Source organism: Flavobacterium tistrianum (assembly GCF_003254545.1).
Classification (GTDB): Bacteria; Bacteroidota; Bacteroidia; order Flavobacteriales; family Flavobacteriaceae; genus Flavobacterium; species Flavobacterium tistrianum.
Genome location: NZ_QJRH01000071.1, coordinates 167,228 through 191,684, shown reverse-complemented (window position 1 = coordinate 191,684; position 24,457 = coordinate 167,228). Strand labels below are relative to the sequence as shown.

Below are 24,457 nucleotides of genomic sequence, written 5' to 3'. Positions count from 1 at the left end.
AAATGCAGCAAATATTTAATTTCCTTATAAGAAACAGTAATCGATTGCTGTTTTTGCTGCTTTTAGGTATTTCGTTAGGACTCACGATTCAATCTCATTCTTACCACAGAAGCAAAATAATCAGTTCTGCCAATTTCTTAAGCGGAGGTGTTTATGAAAAAATCAATCGTGTTAATGAATACATGAATTTAAGAGCTGAAAACGACGAACTTGTACTTGAGAACGCAAGATTAAAAAGTCTTTTATTCAACAAAGAAGACACATCAAAATTACCTTTACCTGATACCATTAAAGGGGTAAAACCTGCTGATATCATTGTATCAAAAGTAATTCATAATACATACAGCACACACGAAAACTTTCTTACTTTAAATTCCGGGTCAAATGATGGCGTAAAACCAGATATGGGAGTAATAAACAGTTTAGGAATTGTTGGTATTATAGACGATACATCACCACGATATTCTACCGTAGTGAGCATTTTGAATATGAAATCTCAAATTAATGCCAAGTTAAAAAAATCAAATCATTTTGGTTCTTTGACATGGGATGGAAAAAGCACTGGATTTGTACAGTTAAGAGATGTTCCGAGGTTAGCTTCAGTTAAAAAAGGAGATACAATTGTAACAGGAGGACAATCTGTTATTTTTCCTGAAGGAATCAACATTGGAACTGTTGAAACAATTTACAAAGAGACCCAAACAAGTTTTTATGTCATAAAAGTTAAACTATTTAATGACATGACGAACTTAGGGCACGTTTATATTATCAAGAGCAAAGACAGAGAGGAACTTATTAATTTAGAAAACAAAGAAAAAAATGAATAGCGCTCTGTTAGTCAATATTTTTCGATTTATTATGTTGCTGGCAATTCAGATTGTTATTTTCAACAATATGAATTTCTTAGGATATATAAGTCCGTTTCCGTATATCTTGTATATCATTCTTTACCCAGTAAACAGCAATAAAGCTGGATTAATCATCTCAAGCTTTTTCTTAGGACTAATCATGGATATGTTCTGTAATTCTGGCGGGATACATGCTACTGCGTGTGTTATTTTAGCCTATTACAGGCCTTATATTTTTAAATTTTCATTTGGCTTAAGTTATGAGTATCAAACCATTAAACTGAATGAATCTTTAACACCAGAGCGATTTTCATTTATATTGGTTTCGGTTTTAATGCATCATATTGTATTATTTGTTTTAGAAGCATTTCAATTCAAATTTATCTGGGACATTTTGCTTCGAACCTTATTTAGTTCTATCTTTACTATAATCACCTCAATAATAATAATTTATCTTATTAAGCCCAATAAACGATGAGAAAAGTCTTGCTGCCCACTATAATTATTATAGCAGCGTCTTTGCTAGTGATTAGGATTTTTTACCTGCAGATTATTGATGATTCCTTTAAACTGAAATCGGAAAATAATGCGATAAAAAAAGTATATGACTACCCAGAAAGAGGTTATATTTATGATCGTAACGGAAAACTTCTCGTTGCGAATCAGGCTTCTTATGATATCATGGTTATTCCAAGAGACATAAAAAAAGACTTAAATATTGCCGAATTTTGTGCTCTTCTGAATATTACCCAAGAGGAATACCAAAAGCGTATTGAAAAAGCAAAAGTATATAGCCCAAGGCTTCCGTCTGTATTTTTATCTCAGCTGAATAAAAACGAATTTGCTGCTTTTCAGGAGAAAATCAGAAAATATGAAGGTTTCTATTTCCAAAAACGTTCTCTTCGTGATTATGAAGTTGATTACGGCGCCAACATATTTGGTTTTATTACTCAGGTAAACGAAAAACAAATTGCCAAAAATCCCTACTATAACAGCGGAGATTTAATTGGAAAACAAGGTGTAGAAGAAAGCTATGAAGAGATTTTACGCGGTATAAAAGGTGTAAAATACATTCAAAAAGACAAATACAATCGAGAAATTGGCCCTTATAAAGAAGGAAAATATGATACTATTGCTGTAGCTGGAGAAGATATCAACTTAACAATTGATTCTGAACTTCAGAAATATGGTGAAGAATTGATGATTAATAAGCGAGGAGGAATTGTTGCTATTGAACCAAAATCTGGAGAAATTCTAGCATTGGTCACAGCTCCTTCTTATGATCCAGGTATTTTAGTAGGACGTCAGAGATCTAAAAATTATACTCTTTTATATCACGATTCTATTGCAAAACCTTTATATGACAGAGGACTTTTAGCAGAGTATCCTCCAGGTTCTCCATTCAAAATCCTGACTGGTTTAGTGGCGCTTCAAGAAGGTGTTATAAATGAACAAACTACTTTCATGTGTCATCACGGATTTAGTTATGGCGGAGGCCGTTTTATGAAGTGCCACGGTTTTGGTCCGCATCAATTACATAACGGAATTTACAATTCTTGTAACACCTATTTTGGACAAGCTTATATGCTTACCATCAACAAGTATAAAGATCCAGGCCATGCTGTTGATGTTTGGAGCAGTCACATAAAAAGTTTTGGTTTAGGTCAGTTTATGGGATATGATTTGCCTACTGGAAAAAGAGGAAATATTCCGACTTCTAAAACGTACAAAAGAATCTATCCTAATGGCGGATGGAGAAGCTCAACGATTGTCTCTAATGCAATTGGTCAGGGAGAGGTTTTGATGACTCCAATCCAATTGGCAAACATGATGGCGACTGTCGCAAATCAAGGATATTATTATACTCCTCATATCATTAAAAAAATTGAGGGAGAAAAAATCGATGAAAAGTTCACTACAAAACACGTAACTACGATTGATCAAAAATATTTCCCACCAGTTATCAGCGGATTATTTGATGTGTATAACAAAGGTACTGCTTATGCACTTAGAGTGGAAGGAATTGACATTTGTGGAAAAACAGGTACTGCAGAGAACTTTGCCAAAATAAACGGTAAGAGAACACAGCTTAAAGACCACTCTATATTTGTTGCTTTTGCCCCAAAAGACAATCCAAAAATTGCTATTGCGGTTATGATTGAAAACGGAGGTTTTGGAGCAACAGTTGCAGGTCCGATTGCGAGTTTAATGATTGAGAAATATCTAAGAAAAAAAATTACGAGAACCGACCTAGAAGTAAGAGTATTAAACAAAAGCTTACTTTCAGAATATGCTAAAGTAGGTGGAATAAGTGATGCCCTTAAAATAGAATCTGTACCAAAAGATTCTATTTTACAAGCAAAAATTATAAAGCCAAAAGCACCATCCGCAACGGCACCAAAAACTGAAGTTAAAAAAACAGCAGTAGACACTACTAAAGAAAACTAAGAAAGATTATTTCAAATGAAAAATCAAAGTGTAAAAAATAATATTGATTGGATAAGTGTCTTTATCTACATTGCGCTGGTAACTTTAGGTTGGCTTAATATCTATTCGTCTTCTTTATTATCTACCGATGGAACATACCAAAAACAGCTGATTTTTATCTGCTGTACTATTCCATTGATATTTGTTGTGCTTTTTGTTGACGGAAAATTTTACGAAAAATACGCGAGTATCATCTTCGGAGTTTCCTTACTGTCCCTTGCAGGATTATTCCTTTTCGGGAAAACCATAGCAGGACAGCGATGCTGGTACGCCATAGGGAGTTTTACTTTACAGCCTTCTGAGTTTGCGAAAGCAGCAACCTCTCTCGCATTAGCCAAATATTTGAGTGATACGCAAATCAACTTAAAAGAAACCAATAGACAAATTCAAGCTTTAGCTATTATGCTATTGCCTGTAATATTAATTTTACCACAACCAGACCCTGGGAGTGCTTTAATTTATAGTGCATTTATTCTTGTTTTATATAGAGAAGGCTTGCCTTCTTGGTATGTATGGACAGCATTTATTACCATTGTTCTTTTCGTTCTTACTTTAGTTTTAGAGCCGTACGCTGTTATTGGAATGGCTTTTATCGTGTTAGCAATTATACACTTTAAAGGTAGAGTAGTTGACAGAAACATCATCTTAAGCGGAATTTTACTCGTCTTAATTTCTGGATTCGTTTTCTCTGTTGATTATGTATTTGATAACGTTTTTAAACAACACCACAGAGACCGTTTTAATATTTTACTAGGTAAAACTGTAGATATGAAAGGTATTGGATACAATACCAACCAATCTGAGATTGCTATTGGTTCTGGAGGATGGCTAGGAAAAGGTTTTCTTGAAGGAACACAAACCAAAGGAGGATTTGTACCTGAACAGCACACCGATTATATCTTTACCACTGTTGGAGAAGAATGGGGATTTGCAGGTTCATTAGTAGTGATTTTACTTTTTACAGGTCTACTTCTTAGAGTTATTTATTTAGCAGAAAGACAGAAAACTAAATTCAGTAGGGTTTACGGCTATTGTGTCGCCGCAATTCTCTTTATCCATTTCTTTGTAAACATTGCGATGGTAATTGGAATTTTCCCAACAATTGGGGTTCCTCTGCCCTTCTTTTCATATGGAGGTTCTGGACTCTGGGGATTCACTATTTTACTATTTATTTTCCTTAAAATGGATGCTAACAAAGTGAATGAATGGTAATGAATTAAAACCTTCAATTTTTAAGTCCCAAGTTCCAATTTAGAATATCTATATATTAAACTATAAATAATTTCACCTAAAGCTGTAATTACGTTTTAAAAACTAATTACAGCTTTTTTATTCTATTATAGATTATCACTAAGAAAAACAATCCCATAATAGAAACGTCGATAATAAGTTTTAATAACAAGCATAAAAAATCCGAAGTTTTAGCTTCGGATTTTTTTATTATTCTTTATTTGATTATATCTCTTCGTGTGGTCTCTTTTTCAAAAGTTTCACTAGAACTGGGAATGTTGAAATAATGATGATTATTATAATGATATATTCAATGTGTTTTTTTAAATCTATTCCTTGTTTTAAGAAAACGCCGTATAAATAATGCCCTGCAAAAATTAATATAAATGACCAAAGGAAAGAACTCAAAACGTTATAAAACATAAATTTCTTTCTGTCCATCGAAACGATTCCAGCAACAATTGGAGCAAACGTTCTGAAAATTGGCAAGAAGCGCGCATAAATAATTGCTTTTCCTCCATATTTTTCAAAAAAGTCTTTTGATTGAAGCAAGTACTTTTTCTTAAACCAGAATGTATCTTCTTTTTTAAATAAATAATAACCGCTTTTTGCACCAAACCAATAACCAGTCATATTACCTAAAACTCCCATTATAGCAACTGCTGTAGCAAGCAGAAACACATTTACAAAATCATTTGGAATATAGGCAACATTTTCAATTAAATCACGACTATAAATACCTGCTAAAAAAAGCAAACTATCTCCAGGCAGAAAAAAGCCTGCAAAAAGTCCTGTCTCAGCAAAAACTATAAACAGAACAATAAACAACCCAATTTGAAAACCTCCGACGCTTAAAGTAATATAAAATTCAGGGTTTAGTAACTGGGTCCATTCAAAATTATTCATAAATGCGATTGGTTATTTTTTATAGTTCGTGAAAGTAACAATAATTTACCTTAACCACAATAAAATACGGTATTTTAAACATAAATTAACTATTAAAAAAAGCCCAAACTAGTTGTTTGGGCCTCTTTAATTATTATTCTCTTACATACTTGCAACAGCTGTGAAGGTTGTCATAATCTTCAGTTGTTGCTTTAACTTCCTTAGTATCATGACCTGCCTTTGCGATTGCTTTATTTAAATCTGCAGGAGAACATTTCTCTTCGTTTAGAATTACTGAAAGCTGATGAGAACTAACATCCCAGCTTGCTGTTTTTACACCTGGAACACCGTAAGCTGCTTTTTCAATTCGCTTCTTGCATTGTTCACAGTTACCGTTTACTTCTGTTGTGTATTTTAAATTTTTATTCTTCTTAGTTTGAGCCTGAGCCGAAAATCCTAGAAAAATCATCATTGCGATTAAAACTATTTTATTCATTGTCTTTAATTTATTGTTATTGAAATTGTTATTTAATTTTAAATCTAAGTCCTGCATAATACATCTGTCCAAAAATTGGTGCGTATGCAATTGATGCATCAAAATTAGGTCCAAAAGGATCGTTGGCTCCTAAAATTGCTTTTTCTTGCCTATAATTTCCAATATTTTCTCCTCCGACATACACTTCAAAAACTGGAGAAAAAACTCGGGTTACTTGCGCATTCATTACAGCATAAGCAGGTGAAAAATCTGGAAACTGATCTGCTACAGGATTTGATGCCGTATAAGGCAATTGCTGTCTTCCTGACCAATTATAGGTAAAGTCAAATCTCCATTGCTTGTCGTTATTCATTGTTGTTTCATATTCTAAATTTCCTAAGAAACGATGTTTCGCCTGAAGCGGACGCTGGAATGTTCCTCTCAAATAATCAGTTTGAATGTCATAATATTTGTAAGCTGTTCTTAAATTCAAATTGTGAATCAATTCGTAATTGAACTCAACCTGAAGACTATTTGCAAAAGAACTTCCTTTCAAATCATAAAACAATACTTGCTGTGGACTTTGCATCACATCTACAACTGCCTGATTTTGGAAATCGGTTCTGTAAAGATCAAAACCTGCATCGGCATTTCTGTTGAAAATACGGAATTTCTGAGAAAAACTAACTCCGTAATTCCATGCAATTTCTGGGTTTAATCCATACACCTTTCCGTTTGAATCTAAAATTGAAAAAGTTCTTGAGCTGGCAAAAAGCTGTTGATTCTCCGCAAAGATATTAGCCGAACGCTTTCCTCTTCCTGCAGAAAAACGAACGACTCCATTTTTCCAAGGATTATATCTCATGTGCAACCTTGGCGTAACAAAAACTCCTAATCGATTATGATTGTCTACCCTTCCACCTAAAATCAAACTGAAATTATCTGTATTATCGTAAGTATATTCAAAGAAAGCACCAACTGAGTTATCAATTCTGCTTACGTCTGTCAGGTTTACAAATTCCTGATATTGATCGTAAGTAAAATTCAGACCTGTTGAAAATTTATGCATCGTATTATTGATGATCGAATTGAAAATCAAGTTAGAATAAAAGCTATTCTGTTTGATGTCGTATTGATTTAAACCATAATAAGAATCCTGCTTATGGCTGTTAAAGGCATTTTGAAAACCAATGCTTTGGTATGGCATGTCTTTAAATACATATCCGATTTTTGTAGAAACATCAAAACGTTCAGTATTAATTTCTGATCCCCAATAATTGGTTGTGCCACGATCACGATCTTTATCAAAATCAACTTCTCCAGTTTGTTTTTTATCATTCATATATCTGAAATTGATAAAACTCACCAAACCACTTTCTGGATTGTAATATTGATAACGATTTAAAACATTAATCTGTTTTCCTAACGGATTATCAAGAAAGCCATCTTTATTCATATCGTTTTTTGCTACACGTGCATTTCCGTGAACAAATAAGCTGGTTGCCCATTTATCTGAAAGTTTTTTATTGAAATGAGTGTTTAATTCAAAACGAGAATCTGTCGAACCATAAGCATTCAGAAAGAAAGGAATATCATTTAACGGCTTTAAAAGTTCTGTATTAATCTGGCCAGAAATACTTTCGTAACCATTTATAACACTCCCCGCTCCTTTTGTAATTTGAACACTTTCAATCCAAGTCCCAGGTGTAAAGGATAAGCCATACGCTTGAGACGCTCCTCGTACAGAAGGAATATTTTCTTCTGTAATCATTAAATACGGGCTAGTTAACCCAAGCATTTTGATCTGCTTGGTTCCCGTTAAAGCATCAGAAAAATTAACATCGATTGATGGATTGGTCTCAAAACTTTCAGCCAAATTACAACAGGCCGCTTTAAGCAGTTCTTTACTGGTAATTACAGATGTATTGGCTGTTACTGTGAAGGATTTTTTAATCCCTTTTTGCTTTTTAGTGATTTTTACTTCTTGCAGATCTTCTTGCGAAAAGGCAGAAAAAGAAAGCAAAATCATTGCAAAAAGCATTATATTTTTTTGCATAAAAAATGATTTTAATGTTTAAATAGAATTACATTTTTGATGTTTTTCAAAAACAAAAACTATCAAAATGTAAATACAAAGTCTTGATTAAGACTTGCAGTGCATCTTAACATTAAAATCAGGAATAGAAAATATACTGATGGTATAATTTAAATAAGGGGGGCGCATTCGCGTCAGCGTAATACGAAAGAACTTCTTTCTTTTTAAAACTTGGAATTTCTAAAAAGACAAGAGGCTTGTAATCTTGTACAACAGCTGGGAAAGCAAATTGAAAAAAGAAAAATTTGATAGTTGCGTTGTCTGATTTCTTTTCGAAGTGAACAACCTTATCTTTACAGCAAGAGTTCTCTTTTTCTTTAGAACCGCAACATTTCTTTTCAATAACAGGCTCTGCTGTAGTTTTTAAAGAAACCGAAGCAATTTCTCCGCCACAATAATGTACGTCAAAAGCAAACCCAATATTGGAAACCAATAAAAGGAACGCTAAAAATAGACCTGTACACTTTTTCAAATTCATACTGCAAAGCTATTTAAAAACTGTCGATAAAAAACTAAAACAAATGTTATTTTTTGGATTTTTGAAGCTGATAGTAAAATCCAGGAATGAATAATAGCACTAAAATGGGCTGAATCAAAAATCGACGCACATAAAAAAGAAGCCAGCTGCCGTCTGGAAAATATTCGAGAATGATATAAAATGCTATCAAAAACAAGACTAAAAATAAGCCGTATACAAATAGACTGAATTTTAAAATGTCACGATCCTGAAACAAAACAAAAATCAGCCAAAGTGATAAAGCTGAATTTAGAAAATAACGAAAAAAAAGCCCTGCAAAAAGCTTAAAGGTTTCAACTTGAGGATACGGTATTGAATGGAAATCGGCATTAAAATATACCAGAAAAGGATCATAAAACAATTTACTTTCAAACGTTCTAATCAATGCAAAACCTATGACAACAACAATTGCAACAAAGATTTTTAATTTATTCTCTTTTAATTTATTTAGCATACTTTGAAAATCTATTAATCCAGAAAATCCATAAAACAAAAACATATCCGTAAATCATCAGAGGAAAAAAAGTTCCATGCAGAAAATGGGTATATTGCGGAAAGTGATATACAAGCACAATTAGAAGCGAAATCCTAATAACATTTAGAATATAGATGGATATAAGTCCAAAAATTATAAATAATAACGTCTTTTTTAAATTTCCAGAAAAAGCCGCTACAAACGATACAAATAGTATCATTACACTTACTGCATTACAGCCTTCGGTTATGTGTGCTATAAATCTGCCATTTAAAATGATGTCCTGCCACGGATTTTGTGAATTTTTCTGAATTATTACATCGTAATTAAAAAGCTTCAGCAATTGTTCTGAATTTCTTCCAGAAATCATGGTTATAGCATCAAGATCTTCTGCCTGATAACTGTTTAAATAAAATTTATAAAGCAGTGTAAAGACAATATATGTCAGAAAAAAAATGCTTATAAAAATCAGGAATGGCTTAAACTGGACTAAATATTTTTTCAAGAGATTTTTTTTTCAAATTTATATATTTTTTGAGTTTAGCTTTAAATACTTTTGTATAAAATTTAATATCATGACATTTCAAGAATTACAACCACAGATAATCAGTATTGTTGCTGACAATCAAAAAAATAGAGACGAAAAATTATTAGCAGTCTGCAAGCTTTTAAACGAAAACGTAGAATATTACAACTGGGTTGGCTTTTATTTTGCAAATCACGACGCTAAAACTTTACACTTAGGACCTTACGTTGGTGCAGAAACAGACCATACCGTTATTCCGTTTGGAAAAGGAATCTGCGGTCAGGTTGCCGAAAGCAATGCCAATTTTGTCGTACCAGACGTTAAAGCGCAAGACAATTATATTGCCTGCAGTTTGACTGTTAAATCAGAAATTGTAGTACCTCTTTTTGTTAATGGAGTAAATATTGGCCAAATTGATATTGACAGCCATGTTATTGATCCGTTTACAGAAGCTGACGAAAGATTTTTAGAATTTGTAAATCAAGAAGTTGCTAAATTATTCTAGAAGAACTATTTTTAAGATAAAAAATAGAACTGAATGAAAAGAAACATCTTCATCTTATTGCTTCTGATAATTTCAGTTAATCTGTCTGCGCAAATTAGCATGATGTCTAAAAAAATCTTTTTAGACTCGTTAAATCGGGAATGCACACCCGAAAACCATGCTTACACAAGAGTAATTACCAATTATTCTCAAAAAAGCATCCGTTATGTCGTGACTGATTTCTACAAAAATGGAAGAAAGAAAATGACAGGATCAACTTTGGATCGAGATGTTTTAAAAAAAGATGGAGAATTTATTTGCTATTATAAAAATGGCGCAAAAGAATCTGTTATAAATTATTCTGAAGATCATAAAACAGGCAAAGAGATTAGCTGGTATGAAAATCAGGGTAAAAAATGTGAAAAACAGAACAATTGGAATCCAAAAACAAAAAAACTCCAGACATTGATTCTTAATTGCTGGGATGAAAATAAAAATCAAACCGTAACAGACGGGAATGGAGATTATGAAGAAAGAGATCAATTTGTTACACAAAAAGGAACAATTAAAGACGGATTGAAACAAGGCTACTGGGAAGGGACTGACATTTTACGAAAGATTACGTTTGTTGACAATTACAATCGAGGCGTTTTAATTTCGGGAGTAAGCACAGATGCTGACAATGTCAAATTTTCTTATTCTTCTCTAAGCGAAAAGCAATCTGGTAAAAAAGTTGAGAAGTCAAAATAGGAATGAGCATAAATTAAGGAGAAAAAAACGACTGTAAATATTTAAAAACAAAATTCTTATGCTTAATTTTAAGATTCTTTTATTTTTGTTTGATTCTTTTGTTTTTTTAATCTAATTTTGCACCCGTCTTACAAAAGTTGTATGACATACATAAAAATCATTAAAACAATATTGGAATGTATTTAACTAAAGAAAAGAAAGAAGAAATCTTCGCTCAACACGGTGGTGCAACAAACACTGGAAGCGCAGAAGGTCAAATCGCATTGTTCACTTACAGAATTTCTCACTTAACTGAACACTTGAAAAAAAATCGTCACGATTACAACACTGAGCGTTCTCTTGTACTATTAGTAGGTAAAAGAAGAGCTTTGTTGGACTACTTGAAAAAGAAAGATATCAACAGATATCGTGAGATTATCAAAGTATTGAATATCAGAAAATAATCAATATAGAAAAGAGGTGCGAGAGTGCCTCTTTTTGTTTTTACATTACAGCTGTTTATAATAAGCATATTACAAGAAAAAAAGTTTGGTTTTTCATTGGGTTTTAGATAACAACAACTACACACAACAACAACTACAACACAACTAAAACCCATTGTATAATCAAAAAGGAAAATTTATGATTCCACAAGTTTCACAAGAAATTATCGATTTAGGAGATGGAAGAAGCATCTCAATCGAAACTGGTAAATTAGCAAAACAAGCCGATGGTTCAGTTGTTGTACGTTTAGGAAACTGTATGCTTTTAGCAACTGCAGTTTCTGCAAGAACATCTAACCCAGGTGTTGACTTTTTGCCATTAACGGTAGATTACCGTGAAAAATTTGCTGCTGCAGGACGTTTCCCAGGAGGATTTTTCAAAAGAGAAGCAAGACCAAGCGACAGTGAGGTATTAACAATGAGATTAGTTGACCGTGTTTTACGTCCTCTTTTCCCAGACGATTACCATGCTGAAACTCAGGTTATGATTCAATTAATGTCTCACGATGACAATGTTATGCCAGATGCATTAGCTGGTTTAGCAGCATCTGCAGCATTAGCTGTTTCTGACATTCCGTTTTACAACTTAATTTCTGAAGTACGTGTTGCTCGTATCGACGGAAAATTAGTAATCAACCCAAGCAGAGAAGAATTAGAAAAATCTGATATCGATATGATGATTGGAGCTTCTATGGATTCTGTTGCTATGGTTGAAGGTGAGATGAAAGAAATCTCAGAAGCTGAAATGGTTGAGGCAATTAAATTTGCACACGAAGCAATTAAAGTTCAAATTGTTGCTCAACAAAAATTAAGAGCAAAATTAAGCTCTCAAGAATACAGAACTTACGAAGGTGAAGTTGAAGACGAAGCTGTTTACGCTAAAGTAAAAGCTGCTGCTTATGATAAATGCTATGCAATTGCGCAAGAAGCTTCAGGAAAAGCTGAAAGAGGTGAAAAATTCGCAGCTGTTAAAGAAGAGGCTAAAGCTTTATTCACTGAAGAAGAATATGCTGAAAACGCAGATCTTGCAGGTTTAGTTGGAAAATACTTCTACAAAACAAACAAAGAAGCTGTTCGTAACGTAATTCTTGAAAAAGGAATTCGTTTAGACGGTAGAAAAACTACAGAGATCAGACCAATCTGGTGTGAAACTGATTATTTGCCATCTGTACACGGATCTTCTTTATTTACACGTGGAGAAACTCAAGCTTTGGCTACTGTAACTTTAGGAACTTCTAAAGAAGCTAACCAAATCGATTCTCCATCTGAGCAAGGTGAAGAGAAATTCTACTTACACTATAACTTCCCTCCTTTCTCTACTGGTGAAGCAAAACCATTAAGAGGAACTTCAAGAAGAGAGGTTGGTCACGGTAACTTAGCTCAAAGAGCTCTTAAAAATATGATTCCCGCAGATTGTCCTTATACAATCCGTGTGGTTTCTGAAGTATTAGAATCTAACGGTTCTTCTTCTATGGCAACAGTTTGTGCTGGAACAATGGCTCTTATGGATGCTGGAGTTCAAATGACAAAACCAGTTTCTGGTATTGCTATGGGATTAATCACTGACGGTGAGAAATTTGCTGTATTGTCTGATATCTTAGGAGACGAAGATCACTTAGGAGATATGGACTTTAAGGTAACTGGAACTGCTGATGGTATTACTGCTTGCCAAATGGATATCAAAATCGAAGGATTGCGTTATGATATCATGGAACAAGCTTTAGCACAAGCTCGTGACGGACGTTTACATATTTTAGGAAAATTAACTGAAACTATTGCAGCGCCAAGAGCAGAAGTTAAAGCTCATGCACCAAAAATCATCACGAGAACTATTCCTGGAAACTTTATTGGAGCATTAATCGGACCTGGAGGAAAAGTAATTCAAGAATTACAAAAAGCTACAGGAACTACTATTGTAATCAACGAAGTAGATGAGCAAGGTGTAGTTGAAATCTTAGGGACTGATCCTGCTGGTATTAAAGCTGTATTGGCTAAAATTGATGCTTTAACTTTCAAACCACAAGTTGGAGAAGCTTACGAAGTAAAAGTAATTAAAATGCTTGATTTTGGAGCTGTAGTAGAATACACTGCTGCACCTGGAAACGAAGTATTGCTTCACGTATCTGAGCTAGCTTGGGAACGTACTGAAAACGTTGCTGACGTAGTTAAAATGGGAGATGTTTTCCAAGTGAAATACTTAGGAGTTGACCCTAAAACTAAAAAAGAAAAAGTGTCTAAAAAAGCACTTGTTCCAAGACCTCCACGTGAGGAGAAAAAAGAGTAATCAGATCTTAGTTTACTAAAGGTTTATTTATAGAAAACCCCAATTCTTTACCGAATTGGGGTTTTTCAGTTTAAAGAAACATTATTTTTTTTAGATTTAATGATTAAAAATAAAAAACAACTACAAGTGATATCTAAGCCTAGTTTTAGCTAAAAAAATATACTCTGAATATAATTAAAACCAAATTCCATAGAATTTTTATTACATTTTAACAATATTGCGTGATTTTTATAACATTTTTTTAATACTTTTGGAGCCAATCAATCCAAAAACAAAAAAATCACATTTCCTTTGAAAAATTACAAAAAAAAAGCGATTTATCTATCGTTATTTGCAAGCCTGTTAAACATATCGTATGCACACTCACAATCTGCTGAAAAATCCTCACTATACGATTACTTCGACCAAACCGTCGGAAAAGACAATTTAAATATTAACAACGGAATCGTTCATAGCGAACCTTTTCGACCAATAGCTGGAAAAAATAGATATTATACTGAAGAGTTTAATATTGGTGACATCAGTTTTGAGGGACAGATTTATTCTAGCGTCAATCTTAAATATGACATTCTTCTTGATCAAGTCATTTACAAACAGAATGGCTCTTCAGAAAATTTACCTATAAACCTAATTACCGAAAAAGTTGATTATTTCTTTATCAAAAACAAAAAGTTTGTCAACCTTAAAGAAGAATCAGTAAAATTTCCTTCTATCATAAAAGGATTCTATGAAGAAACATACATTGGAGACAATGTTTCTCTTTACACCAAACATACTAAAGAAAAAGTAAAATCTCTTCAAGCAGATCTAATCTACTATAATTTCATTTATAAAGTAGGTTACGTTTTAAAATACAACAACTACTTCTATAAGGTTGAAACAGTAAAGGATTTTAAACAAATTTTCCCAAATTATAAAAAGGAAATAAACAATATCTACAAAACCGACAAAAAATTAGAACGTTCCAATAAAGCTCAATTCATGGAAAATCTAACGAAACAAATCAATGGTCTTTTAAAAAAAAGTTCTAATTAAATGAAAAAAATTACTCTTATTCTATTTTTATTCTCCTTTCAACAAATTATATATTCCCAAGTAATTAGCGACAAAATAACGGTTGAATTTAAAAATGCAAACATAAAAACTGCTATTCAAGATATTGAAAAAGTATCTTACTACAAATTCTATTTTGATGAAAAATGGTTTGAAAACGACAGTGTTTCTATAACCAAACAATATAAAGAAGTTAAAATTGGTGAAGTTCTTGAAGACGTTTTTCAGAACACGAGCTTTAACTTTTATATTTCTGAAAACAAAGTTATAGTAACCAATAACAGTATTATTTATAGTCAGTTACCTGATGATTATTTTGGAATTCCTCTCGAAAGAGACGAAAACGGACAAATAACGACTCCTATATTCTATCAGCAATATGATTCGATAAAAAAGACAAACTCAAGAAATCCAAACAAAAATATTCGGGATCTTGTCCTTATTGGTAAAGAAGTTAAAAATCAAAAAAAGAAATCTACTTATACATTATCAGGTTTTATACGAGGCGGAAAAAACAATTCAGCACTTGCAAATGTTGTGGTAAAAATACCAAATTCTGAATTTTCTGCTGTAACAGATAAAAAAGGATTTTACAGTCTGCAAGTTCCAGGAGGATTAAATGTTGTGGAAACCGAAAGTTTTTCTTACAACAAAGTCACCAAAAATATAATGGTTTATAATGATGGCGCATTAAATCTTTCTTTAACAGACAATATAAACCAACTGGACGAAGTACTTATTAAAACCAATAAAAGCAAGAGTGCAAAATCTGCCATTACTGGAGTAACAACAATTGATTCTGAAGGAATTAAAAACGTTCCTTTGGTTCTGGGCGAGCGAGATATTCTTAAAGTTGCTTTAACCATGCCTGGAATAAAAACAGCCGGAGAAGGTTCTGCTGGATTTAATGTTAGAGGAGGTAAAGAGGATCAAAATTTATTCTTATTAGATCACGCTACATTATACAATCCATCACATTTCTTTGGATTTTTTACTGCTCTAAATCCTTATACAACCAAAAAAGTAGACATCTACAAAGGAAGTATTCCTGCTGAATTTGGAGGCAGGTTGTCATCTGTTTTTGATATTTCATCAAAAAGTGGGAATGTAAACGAATTTCAAGGTGAAGGAGGTATTGGTCCTGTAACCAGTAACTTAATGGTATCAACTCCAATTGTAAAAGGAAAATCAAGTTTAGTTGCAGGAGGAAGAGCCACTTATTCAGATTATATTTTAAAAAGCCTAGACGATGAAAATTTAAAAAATAGCCAAGCTTCATTTTATGATTTAATTTTAAAATACAATCATAAAATAAATACTAATAATGATATTGAATCTACCTTATACTACAGCCACGATAAATTTAGTGTCTCTTCAGATTCTTTATACAAGTACAGCAACAGATTGGCAACTTTAAAATGGAATCATACTTTTAATGAAAAAAATAAAGGTTCATTAATTGTGACTAATAGCGAATACAAATTCAATATTGATTATCAATCTGAAGGAGTAAACAATTTTGATTTTGGCTATAAAATTAACGAAACTCAGGCAATGCTGAAAATGAATTACTTGTATAGCAATAAACACAAATTCAGTTATGGTCTTTCTACTAAATTATATGCTGTTGATCCCGGATATTTAAGCCCTAAAAACCCTCAGTCTACCTTAATTCCAGTAGATGTAGAAACGGAAAAAGGTTTAGAATCTGCAGCGTACATCGGTGATAATTTCAAAATAAGCGATAAATTCCTTCTTGATTTCGGCTTACGTTATTCGACTTTTGCCGCTTTAGGAAAATCTACTCAGCGAATTTACGAAGAGAATCAGCCTATAAGTGATGCTACAGTAACTGAGACAAAAACATATGGCAATAATGAAGTAATTAAGAGATATGGCGGACTTGAGCCGAGGCTTGCCGCAAGGTATTTCCTTACAGACGATTTTTCTGTTCGTGCAAGTTATGACAAAACATATCAATACATTCATTTATTATCAAACAACACGACGCAATCTCCTACCGACATTTGGAAACTTTCAGATTTGAACGTAAAACCAGAAAGCGCACAGCAAGTTTCTTTAGGTTTCTACAAAAACTTAAAAGGTGGTGATGTCGAGCTTAGTTTAGAAGGTTATTATAAAAGATCTAAAAATATTCTAGATTATAAAGTTGGTGCAGAATTATTGCTTAATGAAAATATTGAAACCGAACTTTTACAAGGCGAAGGAAAAGCATATGGTGTTGAAGTTTTACTAAAGAAACAAGTAGGTAAATTAAACGGTTGGCTTGGCTACACGTATTCAAGATCATTGATAAAACTTGATAGTCAATTTCAGCAGGAAAAAGTAAATGACGGAAAATATTTTGCTTCCAATTTTGACAAGCCGCATGACTTTAGTGCAGTTCTAAATTACAGAATTACTAAACGTTATAGTTTTTCAAGTAATTTTGCATATCAAACCGGAAGACCAATCACATATCCGATTGGAAGATATGATTACGGCAACGAGCAATATACTGTATATAGTGATCGTAACAAATTTAGAATTCCAGATTATTTTAGACTTGATATTGGTTTGAACATTGAAGGAAATCATAAAATCAAAAAATTAGCACATAGTTTTTGGAATATTTCGGTTTATAATGTTTTAGGAAGAAACAATCCTTATTCTGTGTTTTTTGTTACAGACAAAGGACAGATTAAAGCGTACAAAACATCTATTTTCTCTATTCCAATTCCAAGTATTACCTATAATTTCAAGTTTTAAAATCATGAAAAAATATCTATATAAAATATCACTATTATTACTTCTAACAGTTACTATTAGCAGCTGTACAGAGCAATATGTTTTTCAAAATACAGATTTTGAAAGCGCCCTTGTTGTTGAGGGAACTATAACAAACGAACTTAAAAATCAAACTATCAGACTTTCTCAAGTTTATCAGCTTGAAGAAAGCGGTCCAAGACTTGAGAAAGGAGCAAATGTTTTTATTACTGACGATAAAGGCAACGAATATCAATTTGAAGAAAAAGACACAATTTATTCTTCTATAACTCCTTTTAAAGCAGAACCAGGAAGAAAATATCAGTTAAAAATCAGAACAAGTGCTGGCAAAAATTACACTTCTGACGAACAGATTCTAACTACCGAAACTAAAATTGACAATATTACCGCAACTGCAGAAAATGTAAATGGAGAAAGAGGCGTGCAGATTAATGTAAATAGTTTTGAGCCAACTAATACTTCAAAATATTATCGTTACGAATACACTGAAACTTACAAAATTGTTGCGCCGGTATGGAGCAGTCAGGAAACCGTGATCGTTAGTTTTCCTGCTATTCCAGCAGATCCAGACCAAGATTTTCCGGGTTCACCAGCAGGTGAAGATATTTTGGTAAGACTTAGAAACCGAGAAACTAGAACCTGTTTTTCTACCAAAAAATCTAATGATATTATTTTATATAACACTAACAGCCTTAGCGAAGATCGCGTGCATTTCCCTGTACGTTTTATTAGCAACCAAAACTATATAATTTCTCATCGTTATTCCATCTTCGTAAAGCAGTATGTTCAAAATCTAGCCGCATATACCTATTACAAAACTTTAAAAGATTTATCATCTTCAGGAGGTGTCCTTTCTCCAAAACAGCCTGGTTTCTTTTATGGAAACATAAAATCTGTAGAAAATCCATCTGAAAAGGTTATTGGTTTTTTTGAAGTTTCTTCTGTTTCTTCAGAAAGAATTTTCTTCAATTATGCAGATTTATTTCCAAAAGAGCCATTACCTCCATATTATGAAAGTGACTGCGTCGTAAAAGATTTTGCAGATTGTGAAGGCCTTCCTCCTTGCGCCAGAAATCAATTACGTGGAGCAATCAAATCGAAAGAACTAGTATTTGTATCAACTGATTATAATGGCAATTACGGAATGGTGAAACCAGCTTGCGGTGATTGCACTACATTTTCATCTAATATAGTTCCACCTTTTTGGATAGATTAATCTTTTTAAAAAAATTCATGAAACAACTTTCTATATATAATCAGAATAATATTTCAATTAGAATCAAACAATTGCTGTTTTTGATGCTTTTGTTTATTCAAATAGATTTTGCTTGCGCTCAGAGTTTACAAAACAAGAATTCAATTCCTGACACTGCTGCTCAAGAAACCATTTTTATTCATTCAAATACAACAACTTTTTTAACTGGTGAGACATTATACTTCAAATTATATTGTCTTAATCCATTAAACAACAAAATTAGCGCAATTAGCAAAATTGCTTACGTTGAATTGATTGACAGTGAAAAAAAATCGCTTCAAAAAAACAAAATATATCTTGATAAGGGAATTGGAACTGGAGACTATTTTATACCTACAACCTTAAAAACAGGAAATTACAAAGTTGTAGCTTATACAAAATGGATGCTTAATAATGTTCATTCTCAAAAGTATGAAATTGATATTTTCATCATTAATCCATTTCAGACTCAAGAACCAAATGACAATATCACTTTCGACATTACCAATCCAGCAAAATCGAATGCAATTCAACCGACAAATTCTAACATTGCAAATGATAAAAGAATAGATTTTGCATTTGATAAAGAAAGCTATTATACCAGAGAAAAAGTTAGCTTAAAACTAAAGCATTTGACTGAAACTGTTGAAAAAGGAAACTATTCTGTTTCTATACGAAAAACAGATCAAATTCCAACATTACAACAATTAACATCATCAGAGTTTGCAAAAAAAACTACTGAGAACTACGTTAATACACCAAACAGTTTAAATTATATTCCAGAAATTAGATCCGAATTAATCACGGGAAACCTAACTTCAAAAAACAACCGAGATATTGCCAACAAATCAATTGCATTATCTCTGCCAGGAAAAGAATATGTTTTGAAAATTGTTAAAACAAATGCTCAGGGAAAATTTGCATTTTTGCTTGATCAGTTTCCAAATTTTTCAAATGCTATTTTGCAGGTAATTGATGAAAACCGAAATGATTACATGGTCAATCTTGATCCGTTTCCAAAATTTGATGCTTCTTCATTACAATTCACTTCAAAACTGAATTTGTCGCCAGAATTAAAAAAAGATATTGAAGAAAGATCTACAGCAAGCCAAATTCAAAATGCCTACTATCAAATTAAAAAAGACAGTTTGGTTACAGAGGCCGTTATGAATCCATTTTTTACTACGGTTGAAAAATCATATGTTTTAGATGATTATACTCGATTTCCAACTTTAAAGGAAAATATAGTCGAAGTAATTGTAGAACTTTATTATAGAAGAAACAACGGCAAATACCAACTTCATATAAGAAATAATCAAAAAGATTTAGAAATGTATGGACCGCCATTGGTACTTGTTGATGGACTTTTAATTCAAGATCCGAGCGATCTTTTTGACTACAATATGGCAAATGTAAATAGGGTTAGTTTAATAACAGAGCCTTATGTATATGGCCCAAATTTGTATGGAGGATTGATTAGTTTTGAAACAAAAAACAATGAATTTTCAGAAAATTATGTAAAGAAGTATCTGAAAACAACTGAAATCCAGCGTCCTAATCCTGAAAAAGTATATAACAATCCCGATTATTCGCCTGGAAATAAATTACAAAGAGTTCCCGATTACAGATACCAATTGTTATGGAAACCAGATCTTAAATTAGATACAAAAGAAGAAGATTTATCTTTTTACACTTCTGATATTAAAGGAAATTTTGAAGTTATTCTAGAAGGATTTACTGAAAATGGAAACCCAGTTTACGTTTCAAAAAATATTACTGTAAAATAATTACAGAAAAAAACAGAAAAAAAGGCTTTGATTACATTGTAAATCAAGGACTTTGCAATTTAACACAATTAAAATGTTCAATTTATAAAAATAAAATAGTCTTTTTTGTAACTTTTTCGACACTCTATACGTATAACCATTTGTACACTTTAAAAATAGGGAGACAACAACATGAGACAACTTAAAATCACCAAGCAGGTAACTAATCGTGAAACTGCATCGTTAGATAAATATCTACAAGAAATTGGAAAAGTTGACCTAATTACCGCTGATGAAGAGGTAGAATTAGCACAAAGAATAAAGGCTGGTGATCAAAGAGCTTTAGAAAAACTAACAAAAGCCAACCTACGTTTCGTAGTATCTGTGGCTAAACAATATCAAAATCAAGGATTAACTCTTCCTGACTTAATTAATGAAGGAAACTTAGGTTTAATTAAAGCGGCTCAACGTTTTGATGAAACTCGTGGTTTTAAATTCATTTCTTACGCTGTATGGTGGATTCGTCAATCGATTCTTCAAGCTTTAGCTGAACAATCTCGTATTGTACGTTTACCATTAAATAAAATCGGTTCTATCAATAAAATCAACAAAATGTATGCTTTACTAGAGCAATCTAACGAGCGTCCGCCTTCTGCTGAGGAAATTGCAAAAGAACTTGATATGACTGTAAACGACGTAAAAGAGTCTATGAAAAACTCTGGACGTCACCTATCAATGGATGCACCTCTTGTTGAAGGTGAAGATTCTAACCTTTATGACGTATTGCGTTCTGGCGAATCTCCAAATCCAGATAGAGAATTAATTCACGAATCTCTTCGCACTGAAATTGAACGTTCTTTAGAAACATTAACTCCAAGAGAAGCTGATGTTGTTCGTTTATATTTTGGTCTTGGCGATCAGCACCCAATGACTCTTGAGGAAATTGGAGAAACTTTCGACCTTACTCGTGAGCGTGTTCGTCAAATTAAAGAAAAAGCAATCCGTAGATTGAAACACACTTCTAGAAGTAAAATCCTTAAAACTTATTTAGGATAAACAATATTAAATTTCAATATTTTTAAATTCCAAATTACAATTGGCTTGGAATTTGGTCCCGATAGCTATCGGGATTGGAATTTTACCGCAAACAACAGTTTGATTGACTGTTCGTTTTTTGATTGATGATTGAAACTCCGGCTGATTACCGGAGTTTTTTATTTTTAACTGAAAAGTTTTTTAACGCAAAGAGCGCAAAGGACAACGCAAAGTTCACAAAGTTTTTATTTTAAAAGAATACAAAGAACACAAAGCTTTGCTAACTTCCTATCCTTAAATAATCTTAGATAAAAACTTTGCGAAAAATCTTAGCGCTCTTTGCGTTTAAATAACTAAGTGCAGTAAAAAAACCTCGCGAACTTTGCGTAAATCTTAGCGTACTTTACGGTTAAACTTTATCTTTGTAATAAAAACAACACACAAACAAATACAATGAAAAATACACTTATTGCTCCTTCAGTTCTTGCAGCCGATTTTGGCAATCTACAGCGTGATTCAGAAATGCTTAACAACAGTCAGGCAGATTGGTTTCATATCGATATTATGGATGGAGTTTTTGTTCCAAATATCTCTTTTGGAATGCCTGTTTTAGAAGCCATTTCCAAACATGCCAAAAAATATATCGATGTACATTTAATGATTATCGATCCAGACCGCTACATTAAAACTTTTGCCGATTTAGGTGCAAATGGATTAACAGTACATTACGAAGCCTGCACACACTTACACAGAACTCTACAAGCAATAAAAGCTGAAGGGATGAAAGCAGGTGTAGCCATGAATCCGCATACGAATGTTGATTTATTAGAAGATATCATTAATGATATTGACGTAGTTTGCATTATGAGTGTAAATCCAGGATTTGGAGGACAATCGTTCATCGAAAACACTTATGATAAAGTAAAGAAACTAAAAGCGCTTATTACTCGTAAAAACGCTTCGACATTAATCGAAATTGATGGTGGCGTAACCAGCAAAAATGCAAAACAATTAGCAGAAGCTGGAGCAGATGTTTTAGTTGCCGGAAGCTTTGTTTTTAAAGCTGAAAATCCGACAGAAACCATAGCTGATTTAAAAAGTCTTACTGCTTTCTAAATTTTTAAATACAAAGTCCAAAAATAATTTTGGACTTTTTTTATTCCCTAAATCTACTTAGGTTCAATCCAATAAGGATTTGCTTTAAGTTTTTCTACAACATATTGGATAACTTTCTGAGCTTTCAAACTATTTCCCGTTTCATCTAATGGTGGTGAAATAACAGCAATTCCAAATTTACCAGGACACACAGCCAATATTCCTCCTCCAACACCGCTCTTTGCTGGAAGTCCCGAATTAAAAAGCCAAATTCCAGAATTATCATAAAGACCTGCAGTTGCCATTACAGGCAAAGTATACATTACAGTGGTCTGACTTACAACCTTTTTCTTTGTAACGGGGTTAACACCTCCGTTTGCTAATGTGGCCGCCATTGTAGCAAGATCCTCTACATTTACATTCAATGCACATTGTTTCGTATAAAGATCTGTTGCCTGTACTGGATCAAAATATATTCTGTTATAAGCCAATAGCAAATGTGCAATAGCTTGATTTCGCAAATTATCACTAGCCTCACTTATATAAACAGGACGATTCATAGAAAGCTGCCTTCCTGCAAAGTCACTCTGAATTTTCTGAATCTCTTTCCATTTTGCCACAGAATCATTCCCTCGAATAAGGCTCGTCGCTGCAATAGCTCCAGGGTTTACAAGCGGATTGATATTATCACCTTTATGCATTTCTACTGCAACAATAGAGTTAAATGGCAATCCAGTCGCATTTACTCCTATTTTGTCTTGTAAAACTTGTGGTCCTTCTTGCTCAATTACTTTTGCCATAGTAAACACTTTCGATATACTTTGAATGGAAACCATTGACGTTATATCCCCTTTTGTGTATACAGCCCCCTCTGCAGTAACAAGTGCAATACCAAAAATATTAGGATCAACATTGGCTAGTTCTTTAATATAGTCAGCATTTTTTCCTTCCTTTAAATCTTTAAATTTATTAAAGGCGTCGTTAAGCGTATTTTCTATATTTTGCTTATTCAGTGTTGTTTGGCTATAGCCGTGGTTTATGACAAAAGAAATTATCAAACCAACAAACATCATTTTTTGCTTGTTCATTTTAAAAAAAGGCATTCTTATTTGTATTCTAAATTAATTTATGGGCAAACAGTATTTAATTAAAAATCCTTACTGCTTTTTAAGTTCTTAAGATTTGGAAAGAAGTCAATTCCAGTCATTTTTTCTAAAGTTTCGATTGGAACAACAAAATCATAAATAGATTTGTCGCTTTTTTCATTTGGCACTAAAAAAGCAATTGCCTTATGCTCTTTGCCAGTTTTAGCCAAAACAATTTTATAAAAATATTTAGGTACAGCAACTTTCTCTGTTCCTATTTTTTTATCCGAATCTTTCGCAATTCCGCCAGTTACGACATAAATATCATTGTATTTTCCTGCCCAATAACGAGTCTTCTGCTCTATTCTATTCCAAATTCCAGCGTTAAATTCTTTTTTCTGAGGAGAAATATTAGACGTATAAAAAGTGTCATTGTATGCATCTTTATTAAACTCCATATCTCCAGCAGGGCAAAGATGACCTTTATCATAACCTGATTTTTTATAATTTCTCCAATCGGCAGAACCTGTAGTTACTTTTGGATCTTCTATAAAGTAAGGTCTTTTGTAATCATTATTTTTTAAATACTCTTTCTTCAATTCATAAGCTACCCATTCTGCTTGTTCAAATTTCTCATTATAAGAAAGCGTATAATATTGGTGCTTTACAATCTGTTTGGTTGTCGAAGTCGGGAGATAAGCAATAGTATATAAAGAATCTTTGTGAGTAAGATTCTCTTTAAAAGTAACCACTTCATTACTATTTCCCCCTTCATTAATTTTTGCATTCTCTTTTTTACAGGACAGCAATGCAAAACTCAGCAAAATCAAACCTAAACAACCTTTCATATTTCTATTTTTAAAA

General features: G+C 32.7%; 22 protein-coding genes. 14 read left to right on the top strand and 8 right to left on the bottom strand.

The annotated features are described in order from the left end of the window. The first annotated feature begins 2 nt into the window (after nt 1-2). The 4 genes from mreC to rodA are packed head-to-tail and all read left to right on the top strand — an operon-like array spanning nt 3 to nt 4,547. Nucleotides 3-827 carry a rod shape-determining protein MreC gene (gene mreC / locus DMB71_RS15895; protein WP_111367740.1) on the top strand — a complete coding sequence of 275 codons (825 nt, stop codon included), beginning with the start codon at nt 3-5 and terminating at the stop codon, nt 825-827. Next, the gene (locus DMB71_RS15890) at nt 820-1,326 is read left to right on the top strand and encodes a hypothetical protein (RefSeq protein WP_008466524.1); all 507 of its coding nucleotides are present in this window, start codon (nt 820-822) and stop codon (nt 1,324-1,326) included. Before mreC ends, DMB71_RS15890 begins: the two co-directional genes overlap by 8 nt. Next, nucleotides 1,323-3,296: a penicillin-binding protein 2 gene (mrdA, locus tag DMB71_RS15885; protein ID WP_111367738.1), complete on the top strand. Its 1,974-nt coding sequence runs from the start codon at nt 1,323-1,325 to the stop codon at nt 3,294-3,296. The genes DMB71_RS15890 and mrdA overlap by 4 nt, the downstream gene beginning before the upstream one ends. Before the next feature lie 15 nt (nt 3,297-3,311). Next, on the top strand, nt 3,312-4,547 hold the full coding sequence (rodA, locus tag DMB71_RS15880) for a rod shape-determining protein RodA (RefSeq protein ID WP_111367736.1): 1,236 nt from the start codon (nt 3,312-3,314) through the stop codon (nt 4,545-4,547). Between the two features lie 243 nt (nt 4,548-4,790). Here the strand turns inward: rodA and DMB71_RS15875 are convergent, their stop codons facing one another. The 6 genes from DMB71_RS15875 to xrtF all read right to left on the bottom strand — a co-directional run bounded on the left by DMB71_RS15875 (nt 4,791) and on the right by xrtF (nt 9,517). Beyond that, entirely contained in the window at nt 4,791-5,471 is a 681-nt protein-coding gene (locus tag DMB71_RS15875; protein ID WP_111367734.1) for a DedA family protein, read from the bottom strand. Between the two features lie 133 nt (nt 5,472-5,604). Continuing rightward, complete coding sequence (locus DMB71_RS15870; RefSeq protein WP_111368058.1) at nt 5,605-5,946, bottom strand: heavy-metal-associated domain-containing protein; 342 nt, start codon at nt 5,944-5,946, stop codon at nt 5,605-5,607. A 28-nt stretch (nt 5,947-5,974) separates the two neighbouring features. Continuing rightward, on the bottom strand, nt 5,975-7,981 hold the full coding sequence (locus DMB71_RS15865) for a TonB-dependent receptor plug domain-containing protein (RefSeq protein WP_111367732.1): 2,007 nt from the start codon (nt 7,979-7,981) through the stop codon (nt 5,975-5,977). A gap of 118 nt (nt 7,982-8,099) precedes the next feature. Continuing rightward, entirely contained in the window at nt 8,100-8,498 is a 399-nt protein-coding gene (locus DMB71_RS15860) for an HYC_CC_PP family protein (RefSeq protein ID WP_111367730.1), read from the bottom strand. Nucleotides 8,499-8,544: 46 nt separating this feature from the next. After that, nucleotides 8,545-8,991, bottom strand: coding sequence for an exosortase F system-associated membrane protein (locus tag DMB71_RS15855; RefSeq protein ID WP_111368056.1), 447 nt, complete (start codon nt 8,989-8,991; stop codon nt 8,545-8,547). Next, nucleotides 8,981-9,517 (bottom strand): exosortase family protein XrtF, encoded by a 537-nt coding sequence (xrtF, locus tag DMB71_RS15850; RefSeq protein ID WP_111367728.1) that lies wholly within the window; start codon nt 9,515-9,517, stop codon nt 8,981-8,983. The genes DMB71_RS15855 and xrtF overlap by 11 nt, the downstream gene beginning before the upstream one ends. 70 nt (nt 9,518-9,587) lie before the next feature. On the opposite strand from xrtF, the gene DMB71_RS15845 reads away from it, so the two are divergent. From DMB71_RS15845 to rpe, 10 genes are all read left to right on the top strand, one after another. Then, complete coding sequence (locus DMB71_RS15845) at nt 9,588-10,043, top strand: GAF domain-containing protein (RefSeq protein ID WP_111367726.1); 456 nt, start codon at nt 9,588-9,590, stop codon at nt 10,041-10,043. Nucleotides 10,044-10,076: 33 nt separating this feature from the next. Continuing rightward, the gene (locus DMB71_RS15840) at nt 10,077-10,772 is read left to right on the top strand and encodes a toxin-antitoxin system YwqK family antitoxin (RefSeq protein ID WP_111367724.1); all 696 of its coding nucleotides are present in this window, start codon (nt 10,077-10,079) and stop codon (nt 10,770-10,772) included. A 176-nt stretch (nt 10,773-10,948) separates the two neighbouring features. Continuing rightward, nucleotides 10,949-11,215, top strand: coding sequence for a 30S ribosomal protein S15 (rpsO, locus tag DMB71_RS15835; protein ID WP_008466503.1), 267 nt, complete (start codon nt 10,949-10,951; stop codon nt 11,213-11,215). Between the two features lie 178 nt (nt 11,216-11,393). Continuing rightward, nucleotides 11,394-13,538, top strand: coding sequence for a polyribonucleotide nucleotidyltransferase (locus tag DMB71_RS15830; protein WP_111367722.1), 2,145 nt, complete (start codon nt 11,394-11,396; stop codon nt 13,536-13,538). Between the two features lie 291 nt (nt 13,539-13,829). Then, a complete protein-coding gene (locus tag DMB71_RS15825; protein WP_111367720.1) occupies nt 13,830-14,573 on the top strand; it encodes a hypothetical protein in 744 nt (247 codons plus the stop codon). Further along, nucleotides 14,574-17,360: a TonB-dependent receptor gene (locus DMB71_RS15820; protein WP_111367718.1), complete on the top strand. Its 2,787-nt coding sequence runs from the start codon at nt 14,574-14,576 to the stop codon at nt 17,358-17,360. It abuts the gene before it with no gap. Between the two features lie 4 nt (nt 17,361-17,364). After that, nucleotides 17,365-18,594, top strand: a complete 1,230-nt coding sequence (locus DMB71_RS15815) for a DUF4249 domain-containing protein (protein ID WP_111367716.1) — start codon at nt 17,365-17,367, stop codon at nt 18,592-18,594. A 17-nt stretch (nt 18,595-18,611) separates the two neighbouring features. Then, entirely contained in the window at nt 18,612-20,399 is a 1,788-nt protein-coding gene (locus DMB71_RS15810) for a hypothetical protein (protein ID WP_162614836.1), read from the top strand. 171 nt (nt 20,400-20,570) lie between these two features. After that, the gene (locus DMB71_RS15805; protein ID WP_007804760.1) at nt 20,571-21,434 is read left to right on the top strand and encodes a sigma-70 family RNA polymerase sigma factor; all 864 of its coding nucleotides are present in this window, start codon (nt 20,571-20,573) and stop codon (nt 21,432-21,434) included. 432 nt (nt 21,435-21,866) lie between these two features. Next, on the top strand, nt 21,867-22,529 hold the full coding sequence (gene rpe / locus DMB71_RS15800; protein WP_111367712.1) for a ribulose-phosphate 3-epimerase: 663 nt from the start codon (nt 21,867-21,869) through the stop codon (nt 22,527-22,529). 53 nt (nt 22,530-22,582) lie between these two features. Here rpe and glsA read toward each other — a convergent pair whose 3' ends face one another. Both glsA and DMB71_RS15790 read right to left on the bottom strand, forming a co-directional pair. Continuing rightward, on the bottom strand, nt 22,583-23,596 hold the full coding sequence (gene glsA, locus DMB71_RS15795; RefSeq protein WP_111368055.1) for a glutaminase A: 1,014 nt from the start codon (nt 23,594-23,596) through the stop codon (nt 22,583-22,585). 59 nt (nt 23,597-23,655) lie between these two features. Then, a complete protein-coding gene (locus DMB71_RS15790) occupies nt 23,656-24,441 on the bottom strand; it encodes a DNA/RNA non-specific endonuclease (RefSeq protein ID WP_111367710.1) in 786 nt (261 codons plus the stop codon). Nucleotides 24,442-24,457 lie beyond the last annotated feature (16 nt).